The sequence below is a fragment of the Gillisia hiemivivida genome (assembly GCF_007997295.1).
GTDB classification, from domain to species: domain Bacteria; phylum Bacteroidota; class Bacteroidia; order Flavobacteriales; family Flavobacteriaceae; genus Gillisia; species Gillisia hiemivivida.
Window position 1 is genome coordinate 401,531 of the sequence record NZ_VORY01000001.1, and the last position, 15,374, is coordinate 416,904.

8 protein-coding genes are annotated in these 15,374 nt (G+C 34.5%); all 8 read left to right on the top strand.

The features are described from left to right. Positions 1-328 precede the first annotated feature (328 nt). Positions 329-6,784 (top strand): alpha-2-macroglobulin family protein, encoded by a 6,456-nt coding sequence (locus ES724_RS01765; protein WP_146928710.1) that lies wholly within the window; start codon positions 329-331, stop codon positions 6,782-6,784. Between the two features lie 247 nt (positions 6,785-7,031). Continuing rightward, on the top strand, positions 7,032-7,973 hold the full coding sequence (locus ES724_RS01770; protein WP_146928713.1) for a ribose-phosphate pyrophosphokinase: 942 nt from the start codon (positions 7,032-7,034) through the stop codon (positions 7,971-7,973). Between the two features lie 111 nt (positions 7,974-8,084). Continuing rightward, positions 8,085-8,723, top strand: coding sequence for a 50S ribosomal protein L25/general stress protein Ctc (locus tag ES724_RS01775; RefSeq protein ID WP_146928716.1), 639 nt, complete (start codon positions 8,085-8,087; stop codon positions 8,721-8,723). A 182-nt stretch (positions 8,724-8,905) separates the two neighbouring features. Further along, complete coding sequence (gene pth / locus ES724_RS01780) at positions 8,906-9,532, top strand: aminoacyl-tRNA hydrolase (protein WP_146928987.1); 627 nt, start codon at positions 8,906-8,908, stop codon at positions 9,530-9,532. A gap of 8 nt (positions 9,533-9,540) precedes the next feature. Continuing rightward, positions 9,541-10,479 carry a bifunctional riboflavin kinase/FAD synthetase gene (locus ES724_RS01785; protein WP_146928719.1) on the top strand — a complete coding sequence of 313 codons (939 nt, stop codon included), beginning with the start codon at positions 9,541-9,543 and terminating at the stop codon, positions 10,477-10,479. Next, entirely contained in the window at positions 10,469-11,788 is a 1,320-nt protein-coding gene (locus ES724_RS01790; protein ID WP_146928722.1) for an HTTM domain-containing protein, read from the top strand. Before ES724_RS01785 ends, ES724_RS01790 begins: the two co-directional genes overlap by 11 nt. Before the next feature lie 53 nt (positions 11,789-11,841). Next, a complete protein-coding gene (gene serS / locus ES724_RS01795) occupies positions 11,842-13,113 on the top strand; it encodes a serine--tRNA ligase (RefSeq protein WP_146928725.1) in 1,272 nt (423 codons plus the stop codon). 319 nt (positions 13,114-13,432) lie between these two features. After that, entirely contained in the window at positions 13,433-15,217 is a 1,785-nt protein-coding gene (locus ES724_RS01800) for a tetratricopeptide repeat protein (RefSeq protein WP_146928728.1), read from the top strand. Positions 15,218-15,374 lie beyond the last annotated feature (157 nt).

Sequence of the window (15,374 nt, forward strand, 5' to 3'; positions counted from 1 at the left end):
TTTAACTTTTGAAAAGTTATCGATATGTTAAAACATTTCTTAATTTATAAAATTTAAGAAGTGTCTAACGATAAAAGAATAAATGATTCGGAATTATTTTTAGGGTTAGCACATTAATCCTCAGTTGTGATTAGTGATGACAAAGGCTTGTTAATAAATAATTTAAGCGGAATTTTAACTTGTTTTACATTATAAAGTAGTTCTAAATTTTCAAGGATAGTGCTACCAGGTCGATCAGCGAAAATCCTTTCATAATGTGGAAGGGTTTTTTTCTTTTTAGTATATTCCAAAATATTTAGGTCCTGCCAAACACATTTAATCTTTATACATGAATAAATTTCTAACGGGAATTATCTTCCTATTCTCCTTTTTATCCTTTTCTCAGCAAACAGAATATAATAAACTATGGGAGAAAATAGATTCTTTAGAGATCATTGGTAAAACTGATTCTGCGAATGAGTTCACTAAAGAACTTATAGTGGTTGCAGCAAATAATAAGGAATATTCTAATTTATTGAAAGGTAAATTATTCCATTATAAATTTCATCAGATCAATCATGAAGATTCTAACCAATACATTTTAAATGATCTGAACACATGGATTTCAAAAGTGCCCTCTCCTTATAAAAATATTCTTAGAAGTTATAAGGCAGATTTTATAATGGATTATTATAGACAAAACCGATGGAAATTAAAAAACCGAAGTAAGATTGATAATCCAAAAGAGAATGAATTGGAAACGTGGTCTATGGAAACACTTCACGATACTATTAAAAACACTTTTGAAAGATCATTGGTAGAAAAAGAAGTGCTTATAGCCACATCAAATTCTGAGATTTCACTTTTATTGGATTCTAACTTATTAACTAGAAAATATCATCCTAGTGTTTATGATCTTTTAGTAAGTCGATTGATAGAATTTTACTCAGAATCCAGTTTTTTTACTAATGAATTTGCGAAGGTTGAATTCAACTGGGGGAATCCAAAATTATTTTCCACTTCTTTGGAGTTCTCAGCCATTAGTATTCTGGAAATAGAGTCTTCGGAAATAAAAACTTTAAAATTATACCAGCAAATAGAACGTCTTCATTTGCAAGATAAAGACCCACAATCCTTGGTTTATTGGACGATTGAAAGATTGAAATTTCTGAAGAATAAGTTAGATAAAGAGAAAAGTGATATTCTTTATCTAAATGCTCTAAAGGAGCTTTCTAAAAATTATAAAAATAAAGATGTTGAAGCAGTTATCTTATACGAGATTGCTTACCATTATTATAGCCGTTCCGATACAAGCACAAATACAAATATAAATAGAAAAGCAGCACTGTTATATCCAAATTACCTTAAGAACGCGATTGATATTATTGATCATTTAATTGCCAATTTCCCTAACACCTCTAGTGCCCAGAACGCAGTAAGTCTTAAGTCTACTATTAAAGCTCCAGTGTTAAATTCTAAAGTACCATCATACCTAGCTGTAAATGAACCTGGGCGAATATTCATTTCTTTCAAGAACATAGATACTCTTAATTATAAAATCATTCAGGTTACTAAAAACTTTTCTTCAAGTTTAAGTTATAAAACAAGAGATTCCAATATTAAATCTTTAGCAGAAAAACACAAGGCAAGTACTCAAATAGTATTACCTGGCCTAAAAGATTATAATTTACATTCTACCGAAATCGCTTTTCAGGGTAAAGATCCGGGGACTTACTTGGTCTATTTGTCCACATTTGATAACTACTATAGTTACGGTTTCTTTCAGGTAAGTAATATTGCGGTCTCTAAACTCGAATTTAATACGAAGAGTATTTTTCATGCAGTTGATCGAAAATCAGGGAAAAATCTGAAAAATGTCAAGTTTGATTTATATGGAAAAGAAAAGTTGATTCTTACTGAAAAAACGGATTCCAATGGAGTGCTTACTATAAAAAATACAGGTTCTGGATATCGCAATTCTTCAATGAGATTCTCATATAAAGAAGACACCCTAATAACTAATTATAATCGCGGATATTATAGAAGAAGTAACACAGAACAACCGTTAATATCAAAAACCATGATATATCTGGATCGATCTATATATAGACCAGGACAGACGGTATTTTTTAAAGGTGTTTTACTGGAACATGAAAATGACAGTACGCGAACGGTTCCAAATGAATATGTACCTGTTTACGTTGATGATCCTAATGGTGAGGAGATAGCAGATTTCCGTTTAAAGACAAACAAATATGGCTCCTTTACGGGTAGTTTCAAACTGCCAAAAGATGGTATTACTGGCGAGTTTAGTATTTATACTGAAAAGGATTCAGAATCTGAAACTCCGTTTTGGAATAAAATATATGATGATGGCGAATTCTATGAAAATCATACAGTTTTTAACGTTGAAGAATATAAGAGACCTACATTTAAAATTGCATTTGATACAATAAAAGATAGTTTCAAGCTTAAAGATTCTGTAAGCATAAGTGGAACCGTAAAATCTTTTATGGGAGCTAAAATCTCTGATGCTAAGGTGAAATTTGAAGTTAAGAGAGAACGATTTATAAATTCTTGGTGGTATAGATATTACGAGAATGCCGTAGTCATATATCGGGATTCGGTGAAAACAGATAAAGATGGAAATTTCAGGATAAGTTTTATCGCTGAAGCTGAAGAAAGTAATATTCTAAATCCTGATCTCATATATAGGTATACGGTTGATGCTTCTGCAACAGATATTACGGGAGAGACAAGAAGTGAATCTAAAGAGATTAGGATTGGTAATAAAAACTTAGTTGCTAATTTACAACTTCAGGAAAATGTAGTTTCAGGTGACACCCTTAAAATAACAGCAAAAACCAACAATCTAAATGACAATTTAGTCCCTGTAAATGGTGTATTGAAAATATTCAAATTAAAGTCTCCCAACAGAATACTACAAAATCGTTTATGGGAGGCTCCAGAGTTCAACCTGATTTCTGAAGAAGAGTTTATAAAATTATTTCCAGAAGAACCTTATAAGGACGGATTGCCTCCAGAGGAATGGCCAAAATCTCAGATTCTTTTTCAGGTTTCTTTCGATAGCGATGGAATATTTGAGGAAACAATCCCTGTACAAAACAACTGGGAAGAGGGGAAATATTTAGTTGAATTGGAAGTAGAGAATAATAACAATATTACTATCTCCAAAAAGATTTTTGCAGTAAACAAAAAAGAAAATAATAATGCAGCAAATAAAGAAAGACTTCTAGTTAAGCTTCAGAATAAGGACATACGTGAAGATGGATTTGCCAATTTACTTATAAAAACAGCTTATAAAGATTTAAATTTACAAGTTTCAGCTTTTAATGGTAATTCGGTGATCTTTAATGAATTTTTGAAGATAGATGGAAGCCGAGAAGTTAAGATTCCGGTTGGGGTTATTCTGGCTCCCGAAATAAGAATATTGGTCTCTGGTGTGAAGAATAATGCAGTTATTGAAGAAACTATTGATATACCATTAGAGAATAAAATAAACTCACTGAGCATAACCACAAAAACGTTTCGGAATAAAATTAAACCTGGACTGGATGAAACTTGGAGCTTCGATATCAAAAACGAATTAAATGAAATTCCAGATGCCGAAATTCTAGCATCTATGTACGATGTTTCATTAGATCAATTCAAAATCGGAACATGGGAAACCAATCCAAATTTCTCATTTTATAGATCCGATTTCCCAAATTATCAAAATACTAGTGTTGGAGACATTTCACAGTTAACCTCCAATATTAGATCTGCTTGGAGATATAGACCACAAAAACTATTTTTTGATAAGCTTGATGATTTTGGGTTTTATTTTGGAAGGCCTAATTCCTATAATTACCGCTACTATATTCAAAGGAAGAAAATCGAAAATGACAAGCCTGTATTAGAAGGTAATTTAAGAGGAAGGATAATAGATGAACAGGGAATGATCCTTCCCGGTGTGAACATAATCATTAAAGATAGCAGAGCAGAAACCCAGACAAATTTCAATGGGGAGTTTGCGTTAAATGTAAATATTGGAGATGTTTTAACGATTTCAATCATAGGTTACACTACTTTTGAATACAAGGTTTTAAACAGAGACAATGTCTATTTAATGTTAGAAGAAGATTCTTCAGCATTAGATGAGGTCGTGGTTATAGGTTACGGAATCGTAGCAGATGAGGAAGCTTTAGTGGAAACTGATATTTCTTCGGTATTGCAAGGAAAAGTTGCTGGAGTTGAGATAAAAAATAACAGGATTATGATTCGGGGAGAATCAAGCCTTAAAGATGGTAAGACTCCACTTTTTATAGTAGATGGAAAGCAAGTCGAGGAATATAATCTCAATTCTGGAGATATCTTAAATATAGAAATTTTAAAAGCCGAAACTGCTGTTGCTATTTATGGTACTGCAGCTTCTAATGGCGCAGTTATTATTACCACAAAAAAAGGCCTTGCTGAACTTGGTGAAGTTGAAGCCAGAAAAAATCTTGATGAAACAGCATTCTTCTTTCCCAATTTGATATTGGGAGAAGACGGTAACCTAGAATTCAGTTTTACTTCTCCAGAAGCTTTAACCAGTTGGAAGTTTCGTCTTTTAGCACATACTAAAAACTGGTCTACTGGAAAACTTCAAAAGAACGTTATTACCCAAAAGGAACTAAACGTTATTCCAAATCCACCTAGATTTCTGAGAGAGGGCGATAGCATAGTTTTTAAAGCGAAAGTAAGCAACCTTTCCTCGGAGAGCATGACAGGTAATGCGATCTTAAAACTTTTTAATGCTGTTACTATGGAACCTATAGATTCAATAATGGGTAATATAGATAATTTAAAAATCTTTAAGATGGGTGCTTCTCAAAGTCATGCTGTTTCTTGGAAATTATTTGTGCCGGAAGATATTCCGGCAGTCACCTACCGAATTCTTGCGAAGGCTGGAAATTTTTCAGATGGAGAAGAGAATTTATTACCAGTCTTAAAAAACCGGATGTTGGTAAAAGAAAGTATCCCGTTTTTTGTTAGAGCCGGAGAGAAGAAAGATTATTTCTTTGAAAGTCTTTTAGATAATAAATCTGAGAGTCTTCAGAACCACAAATTTACAATTACTTATAGCTCAAATCCGGCTTGGTATGCCATACAAAGTCTACCATACTTAATGGAATATGAGCATGAATGTTCGGAGCAGATATTTTCCCGAATTTTCGCTAATAGCCTTGGTAGTAAGATTGTGAATTCACAGCCAAAAATTGCAGATGTGTTTCGGGAATGGGAAAAGGATAGTTCTTTGGTTAGTAATTTGGATAAAAATGAAGAACTTAAATCCATCTTATTAGCAGAAACTCCTTGGGTAAGAGATGCGGAATCTGAAACTGCACAAAAAAAGCAGGTGGCTAACCTATTCAAGATTCAAAAACTGGAAAGAGAAAATAATGAAAGTATGTCTAAGCTATTGAGAATGCAAAATTCATCTGGTGCATTTCCATGGTTTTCAGGAGGAAGAGATAGTTATTTTATTACTCGACATATCGTAGAGGGCTTTGGTCGGCTTCAGAAATTAGGTGTTGATACTAATGCATCTACAGTTCTTGCGAATTCAATACGATATTTAGATAATGAATTTTTGAACGCTAAGACAAATAGACAAATGTTTAAATCTGAAGAAAGTTTTCGCAAAAGTAATTATAGCCTTTACTACTTATATGCCCGAAGCTACCACTTAAAGGCATATCCATTATCTAAAGAATTAGTACTATTAGCCAATGAAGTTATTGAAGTTCAAAAGGAAAATTGGATTCAGAAGAGTCTCTATAATAAAGGGATTTTATCTTATACTTTAAATCAATTTGGACACAAAGATGTTGCAGCAGAAATATTAAATTCCTTAAAAGAGACTGCGGTGTACTCTGAAAATTATGGTATGTATTGGAAAGAAAATCAAGCTACTTGGTTTTATAATAGAACTCCTGTTGAAACCCAGGCACTATTAATTGAAGCTTTTAGTGATGTGTTAAATGACCAAAGCGCTGTTGAAGAAATGAAGGTTTGGTTATTACAAAATAAAAGAACCAATCATTGGGCTACGACTAAATCTACCACAGCTGCCAGTTATGCGTTATTAATGAAAGGTGGAGATTGGCTAAGTGTTTCTGATAATACAGAGATTAAACTTGGTGGTGAGAAAATTGATCCTATGAAATTGGAAGAAATTAAAAAGGAAGCGGGCACGGGATATTTAAAAATTAACTGGAAAGGAGAGGAGATAGTTGAAGATTTTGGAAAAATAACAATTGAAAATAATAATACTACGGCAGGGTATGGAGGAGCCTATTGGCAATATTTTGAAAACCTTGATAAGATTAATGATCATACCGAGAGTCCTTTAAATATAGAAAAGGAACTTTATTTAAATAATCCGGGTGATGTACTTCAGCAAATAAGTGAAACAACACCAATAAAATTAGGAGATTTAATTACCATTAGATTAATAGTGAGAACTACTTCAGATATGGAATTTATTCATTTAAAAGATATGCGGGCAAGCGGGTTTGAACCTACCGATGTTTTAAGTGAGTATAAGTCGCAAGACAATACATATTACTATCAAAGCACAAGAGATGCTGCAACTCACTTTTTCTTCGATAATTTAAGAAAAGGCACGTACGTATTGGAATATACTGTTAGAGCAAATAATATTGGAAGCTTCTCTAATGGTATCACTCTTATTGAGAGTATGTATGCACCAGAATTTTCGGGACACACTCAGGGAATTAGCGTTAAAATAAAAGAATAAATATACTTTAGATTCATACGGTAAAAACCCTATCAATATTTGAAGGGGTTTTGTTCTTAAAACAATTATCAACATCAATCTAATAATAATCTTTTTACAATTGCCTTATTCATTTTTAGTAGTCTCTTCAATTCATGAAAATTTTAAGAACATTCTATGAACTAGTTTAAGCTTAGCAGGGAATAAATTTCTAAATTTGGGGCACACAACAAAAACCACAGTTTTCAACTTAAAAACATACCACGAAATGCCAAATTTAATTCCCGAAGCAAAAATTTTTAATTGCACCCAAAGTAGAGAACTTGCAGAAAAAATAGCTGCAGCCTACGGAGCACCACTGGGAAAAGTTATAACCAGTACTTATAGCGATGGAGAGTTTCAGCCTTCTTTCGAAGAATCTGTTAGGGGTTCTCGTGTGTTCATTATTGGCTCAACACATCCTGGAGCAGATCACCTTATGGAAATGTTATTGATGTTGGATGCAGCAAAAAGAGCTTCAGCAAGACATATTACAGCGGTGATGCCTTATTTTGGATGGGCTAGACAGGATAGAAAAGATAAACCTAGAGTTCCTATTGCTGCAAAAATGGTAGCGAGTATCCTAGAGACTGCCGGAGCCACTAGGATTATAACAATGGATCTTCACGCAGATCAAATTCAGGGATTCTTTGAAAAACCAGTAGATCATTTATTTGCTTCTACAGTTTTCTTGCCTTATTTAAGGAGTTTAAATTTAGATAATCTAACTATAGCTTCTCCAGACATGGGTGGTTCCAAAAGAGCCTATGCCTATTCTAAAGCTATGGAAAGCGATGTGGTGATTTGTTATAAACAACGTGCTAAAGCCAATGTAATATCCCATATGGAACTTATTGGCGACGTAACTGGTAAGAATGTGGTTTTGGTAGATGATATGGTAGATACTGCTGGTACACTTACCAAAGCAGCAGATGTAATGATGGCAAAAGGCGCTATTAGTGTAAGAGCTATTTGTACACATCCGGTACTTTCCGGAGATGCATATAAGAGAATTGAAAACTCACAACTATTGGAGTTAATTGTAACCGATTCTATCCCTTTAAAACAAAAATGCGATAAAATTAGAGTAGTAAGCTGTGCTGATCTTTTTGCTGATGTTATGTCTCGCGTACACAACAATAAATCTATCAGCTCTAAATTTATAATGTAATCTTATTTTTAGCTAAAACACTTAATAAAGCAAAAGACGTTTAATTATTTCCATTTCAGTATTTTATACTACCGAAAAAAGTCGCACCTTTGCACACTAAAATTTTTTATAATGAAATCAATCACGATCAACGGATCTAAAAGAGAAAGCGTAGGCAAGAAAGAAACTAAAGCCTTACGTAATGCTGGACAGGTACCTTGCGTAGTATACGGAGGAGGCGAACCATTACATTTTTCAGCAGATGAAACTGCCTTCAAACCCCTTGTATACACAGCAGATGTGCATACAGTGATAATTACTTTGGAAGGTGGAGAGAAAATTGACGCTGTTCTTCAGGACATCCAATTTCACCCAGTAACCGATGCTATCCTACACATGGATTTCTATCAAATATTTGACGACAAGGAAATCACTATGCAAATTCCTGTACACACTAAAGGTGTGCCACGTGGAGTTAAAAATGGTGGGGTTTTACGTTACAACTTGCGTCGTTTAAGAGTAAAAGGTCTTCCAGGAAATCTTCCGGATTTTGTTGAAGCCAATGTGACCCCTCTTAAGATTGGAAACAAATTGTATGTAACTGCTTTAGCAAGTGATAATTTTATAATTCAACATCCAGAAAATACTGTGGTTTGTCAAGTTAAGACATCTCGTAATATTACTGCTGAACTTGATGAGGAAGAAGATGAAGTTGCTGCAGATGAGGTAGAATCTACTCAGGTAGATGATGCTGCTGCTGTAAAAGAGTAATCTTTCATATATAGCACAAAATTTAAAAGCATTCCTATTCCGATTATTTCGGGATTCGGAATGCTTTTTTATTTATAAATAGTTTTATACGCGTTATATTATTTCTGATGCTATTAAAAGTGTCATCTAAAATTGGTAAGGCTAAGAATATTATTAATTTTATATTTACCAAAACAAATTCCATGTTGGCATTCTTCGGAAGAATATTTAGCAAAAAACCATCAGAGGAACAAGTAGACCCTATGAAGAAATTTTTGATTGCTGGGCTTGGAAATATAGGTCCCAAGTACCACAATACCAGACATAATATTGGTTTTAAAGTGGTAGATTACTTAGCCGAAAAAGAGGGGGTTTCCTTTGCAACCGATAAGCTTGGAGATATTGCAAGCTTCAGATTTAAGGGGAGAACCTTTATTCTACTAAAACCTAGCACTTATATGAATCTTAGTGGGAAAGCGGTAAACTATTGGCTTACCAAGGAAAAAATCCCTTTGGAGAATTTGCTGGTAGTAACAGATGATCTTAATCTTAATTTTGGAGCTATTCGGGTTAAGACCAAAGGAAGTGATGGCGGACATAATGGATTAAAGGATATTCAACTTCAGCTAAACACAACTACTTATAATAGATTTAGGTTTGGGATAAGCGATGAGTTTTCTAAAGGGCGTCAGGTAGATTATGTTTTGGGAGATTGGTCTTCAGAAGAAGAAAAAAATCTTCCCGAACGCTTAGAAAAAGCTGCTGAACTTATAAAATCCTTTGCAACTGCAGGAATAAATATCACAATGAATACTTTTAACGGTAAATAAAAAGTCACTTGAAAGAACATCTAGGAGCATATACTTTTAAAAGTGAATACCCAACGGTAATAACCATTGGCACTTTCGATGGGGTGCATGCTGGCCATCAAAAGATTATAGAAAAGCTGGTAAATACAGCGAAGATCAGCAATATGGAATCGGCGATTCTTACCTTCTTTCCACATCCAAGGATGGTATTGCAAAAGGAAAGCGATATTAAACTCATCAATACCATAGACGAGCGTAAAAAGCTTCTTTCCGATTCTGGGATAGATCATCTTATTATTCATCCGTTCACCCATCAATTTTCCAGACTTACAGCACAAGAATTTGTACGCGATATTCTTGTAAATAAACTGAATGCCAAAAAGATCATTATTGGCTATGATCATAGATTTGGAAGAAATAGAACTGCAGATATCAATACCTTAAAGGAATTTGGGAAGGAATATGACTTTGAGGTAGAGGAAATTGGTAAACAAGAGATAGAAGATGTCGCAGTAAGTTCTACAAAAATCAGAAAATCCCTGATGGAAGGGAATGTAGAACAAGCGAATCGCTATCTTAAACAACCCTTTATGCTAACAGGAATTGTGGTAAAAGGAAAAGGACTGGGAAAAGATTTTGGATACCCGACGGCTAATTTAAAAATTGAAGAAAATTATAAATTGATTCCGAAAAACGGGGTTTATATAGCACGTGCAGTAATAGATGAAATTCCATATTTTGGAATGATGAATATTGGAACCAATCCTACAGTGGGTGGCACAGAGCAAACTATAGAGACCTATTTTTTTATGTTGGATAAGGATCTTTACGGACAAAAGTTGGAAATCGAGTTGCTTACCAGAATTCGAGATGAAAAGAGTTTCGATTCTATAGAATCTTTAAAAAGAGCGATGAAACAAGATGAAGCTTTTAGTTCGCAGTTTATCAAAGACAACTATGCTGAATAGGTTCCTCTTTACCCGGATAGATAATTCTGCATTGGTAGTTTTCCGTGTATTTTTTGGGCTGTTAATAGCATTAGAAGCTTTTGGGAGTATTGCTACAGGTTGGATAAAACGTACACTTATAGAGCCGCAGGAAACTTTCAATTTTATTGGTTTCGAATTTTTACAACCGCTTCCCGGAAATGGGATGCTATACTACTATGGAGTGATGGGCTTGTTCGGCTTATTGGTTATGGTAGGTTACAAATATAGATTCAGTATATTTTGTTATACCATCATGTGGGCATCGGTCTACCTGATGCAAAAATCCTCTTATAACAATCATTATTATTTATTGATGCTCTTATGTGGGATCATGTTCTTTTTGCCGGCACATAAAAATGCTTCTATAGATGCATGGAGAAATGCATCGCTTCGGGAAATCTCAATGCCTCGTTGGGTTTGGCTTTTTATTGTATTTCAAATGTGGATCGTTTACACCTACGCATCGGTAGCAAAATTATATCCAGATTGGTTTAATGGTGAGTTTCCAAGGCTCTTGATGAGTTCTAAAGCAGATTATTGGCTCATAGGAGATTTGCTTCAGCAGGGATGGGCACACATGAGTATTTCTTGGTTTGGGTTTTTATTCGATCTTTTAATAATTCCACTATTACTCTATAAAAAAACCAGAGTTCCAGTATTTATTGCAGCCATTTTCTTCCACTTATTTAATAGTTTTATTTTTCATATTGGGATCTTCCCATATCTCTCGCTCGCATTGATCTTGTTCTTTTTCCCTTCAGAAAAAATAAACAAATGGTTTCTAAGAGGGAAAAAGAAATATTATGATGAGAAGGAAATCATTATTCCGAAATATAGAAATGCCTTTTTAGCAGTGATCTCTATTTGGTTTATTTTTCAGTTAGGATTGCCATTAAGACATTGGTTTTATGAAGATGATGTATTATGGACAGAGGAGGGGCACCGTCTTTCTTGGAGAATGATGTTGCGTAGTAAAAGCGGGAGAAGTGCTTTTAGGGTGGTAGATAAAGACACTAAAAAAGTGGAGTATATAGATAAAACGAAATTTTTATCCAACAAACAATTAAGAGCTATAAGCTCTAAGCCAGACATGATCTGGCAATTTTCACAGCGTTTAAAACGTGAGTATGCCAAGAAAGGTCAAGACGTGCAGATTTTTGTAGACTCTAAAGTAAGTGTAAATGGAAGACCCTATCAACAATTCATAGATCCTAAGGTGGATCTTGCAAATGAGAAGTGGCATCACTTTAAGCACCACGACTGGATTTTACCTTCTAAATTAGACTGATATTTTTACTTGCTTTTGTTACATTTGCTGCTTATTAAAAATTAGTTGGCCTTATGTTACAAGTTAGCAATATTAGAGCGCATAAAGAGGGGTATATCCAAGCCCTTAAAAAGAGAAATTTTAATGCTGAAGATGTCTTTGAAGAGATCTTAACATTAGATGAATCCCGCCGCTCCACACAAACGCAATTAGATGAAACTTTGGCCGAATCCAATCAGCTTTCCAAGGAAATTGGAATGTTGTTTAAATCTGGTGAGCAGCAAAAAGCGAATATTTTAAAAGAGAAAACTTCTCAATTAAAAGATAAGTCTAAAGAGCTTTCAGATAGTTTTAATGAAACGCTGGCCAAATTAGAGCAACTGCTTTATACAGTACCCAATATTCCCAACGATCTGGTTCCTGCAGGAACTACCGAAGATGACAATGAAGAGATCTTTAATGAAGGAGATATTCCTGTATTGGCGGAAGGTTCTTTGCCTCACTGGGAATTGGCGAAGAAATATGATATTATAGATTTTGAGTTAGGCAATAAAATTACGGGTGCAGGATTTCCTGTTTATAAAGGTAAAGGAGCAAGGTTACAGCGAGCCTTGATCACATATTTTCTAGATAAAGCTGTAGATGCTGGTTATACTGAATTTCAATTACCATTATTGGTAAATGAAGCTTCAGGATTTGGAACTGGACAATTACCAGATAAAGAAGGGCAGATGTATCATGTTACTGAAGATGATCTTTATTTAATTCCTACTGCAGAGGTGCCAATGACCAATCTTTTTAGAGATAGAATGCTTACTGAAGCAGATCTGCCTATTTCTTGTACTGGCCACACCCCTTGTTTTAGAAGAGAGGCTGGATCTTATGGAGCACATGTTCGAGGTTTGAACAGGCTGCATCAATTTGATAAAGTGGAAATTGTACGCATCGAAAAGCCTGAGAATTCTTATGCGGCATTAGATGGAATGGTAGATCATATTAAAGATCTATTGCAAGATTTAAAGTTGCCATACAGAATTTTAAGACTGTGTGGTGGAGATCTTGGATTTACAGCTGCAGTTACTTACGACTTTGAGGTGTTTTCTACTGCTCAGGATCGTTGGTTAGAAATAAGTTCTGTTTCTAACTTCGAGACTTTTCAAGCCAATAGATTGAAGTTAAGGTACAAGGATAAAGACGGTAAAAAGGAACTGGTGCATACTTTAAATGGAAGTGCTTTGGCATTACCAAGAGTACTGGCCGGAATCCTTGAAAATTATCAAACTCCGGAAGGGATTAAAGTACCGGAAGTATTGGTGAAGTATACAGGATTTAAAATGATCGATTAGTTTACTTTGTCATTCCGACGAAGGAGGAATCTCTCAAAAGTGAAGATTGTAACTCTTTGAGATCCTTCCTTCGTCAGGATGACAAGTTTAACCTTTTGTCATTCCGACGTTAGGAGGAATCTCTTGCAAACTTCTATCCTACGTCTTGCTCCTTTGAGATTCTTCAATCCACTGCGTTTTTTTCAGAATGACAAGCGGGGGTTCCTTTGTAATTCAGGCGTTATATAAATTGAGAATTAAAATTTAAAAAAGGCAAGCAGTGCTTGCTTTTAATCTTATATAGTTAATTCCAAACACCGCATTTTGTTATCTTTACAAAATGCGGTGTTTTCTTTATATAGCCTTATTCATTATAGGTATTCAGAGCGTTTTTTGCCAGTCAGATCAATTGGCGCAAAAATATCTGGATCAAGGGGAGTATTCCAAAGCTCTTAGTGTCTATCAAAACCTGGTAAAAGAAGCTCCCGGAAATTCTAATTATTTTATGGGATTGGTTACCTCTTACCAACAGTTAGAGGATTTTACAATGGCAGAAAGTTTATTACAGGAAAGACTGAAAAACACCAATAACAATCCAAGTATTTTAATTGAATTAGGTCACAATTACGAGCTTCAAAACAAAATGGAATTAGCTAAAAAGCACTATTCAGAAGCTCTGAGTGCATTAAATGAAAAAGCGAATTACGCTTATTCGATCGCCCGTAATTTCGAAAAATATAGTTTATTGGATTATGCAGAGCAAGCCTATGTTTTGGGAATGCAGCTAAATCCTGAAATGAATTTTGACCTGCCACTTGCCAGAATTTATGGCGAGCAAGGAAAATTAGACGAGATGTTTGCCGCCTATTTAGAGCTAATTACTAAGCAGCCTGAGATGGCTATTAATCTCATGCGGGAATTTGATCGCTATATCTTGGAAGATGCTTCCAATTTGGCAAATATCGCTCTTAGAGAACAGTTGCTTCAAAAGATTCAAAAAACTCAGGAGCTTACTTATAGCGAATTATTGTCTTGGCTTTTTATTCAGCAGAAAGATTTTGACAAAGCTTTTCTTCAGGAAAAAGCAATTTTTAGAAGAAGCGATAAAGATCTACAACGTATTATTCAACTTACGGTATTGGCTAAGTCTGAAGGTGATATTGAAACAGCAAAGGAAATAGTTTCATTTATTATTGCTGAAACTACCTCGCCAAACATACTTATTCAAGCGAATCAATTATTACTGGATATGAAGTTGAGCACTGCAAAAGCTTCAGATTTTACAGGTGTTAAAAAAGATTTTGAAAAGGTGCTTTCCGAGTTTGGAACTGGATTGGAAACGATGGCTATTCAAATAGATTATGCCAATTTTCTAGCTTTTAAAATGACTGAAATTGAAGAAGCTAAACAATTATTGAATACGTTTTCTGAGAGTCCATTAAATAATTTTCAACAAGCTGCCATAAAAATGACCTTGGCAGATATTTTGGTGTTGGATCAAAAATTCAATCAGGCGCTTATCTATTACTCGCAGATTCAGACTTTAGTGAAGAATAATGAGATTGCCCAAAATGCTCGGTTCAAAGTGGCTAAAACCAGTTATTTTAAAGGAGATTTCGAATGGGCGCTTACACAGCTAAATGTATTAAAAGCTTCTACCACTCAATTAATAGCAAATGATGCTATGGAGTTGAGTCTTTTAATTAAAGAAAACAGCTTGGAAGATTCCACCCAAACTGCTCTAAAGTTATATGCAAAGGCCGATTTATTAGCTTTTCAGAATAAAACCGAGACAGCTATTGCCGTGTTAGATGATATTTTGAAGAATCATAAAGGCGAAAAAATTGAAGATGAAACTTTGCTAAAACAAGCAGAATTGTTTAAACTTTCTGAAAACTGGCAAAAGGCTGAAGAAAATTATCTGAAGATCTTGGAGTTTTACGGGAAAGATATTTTGGCAGATAACGCTACTTTTTTGTTGGCAGAATTATATGATGATCAGTTAGAAAACCCCGAAAAAGCGAAACAATATTACGAACAGATCATATTTAATTTTCCAGATAGTATCTATTTTGTAGATGCTCGTAAAAAATATCGTTTCTTAAGGGGCGATGAATTGGAGTAATAAAAGAAAAGAATATTATTTTATCTCCCTGAGATCCATGCTAAAAAAATTATCTAGCGGAGTAAATTGACGTATGAAAGATGCTGAAACGAGTTCAGCATGACAGAAGTTAAAACCAGTATCGTCACCCTGTCCCGATTCTTCGGGAGTTTCAGGG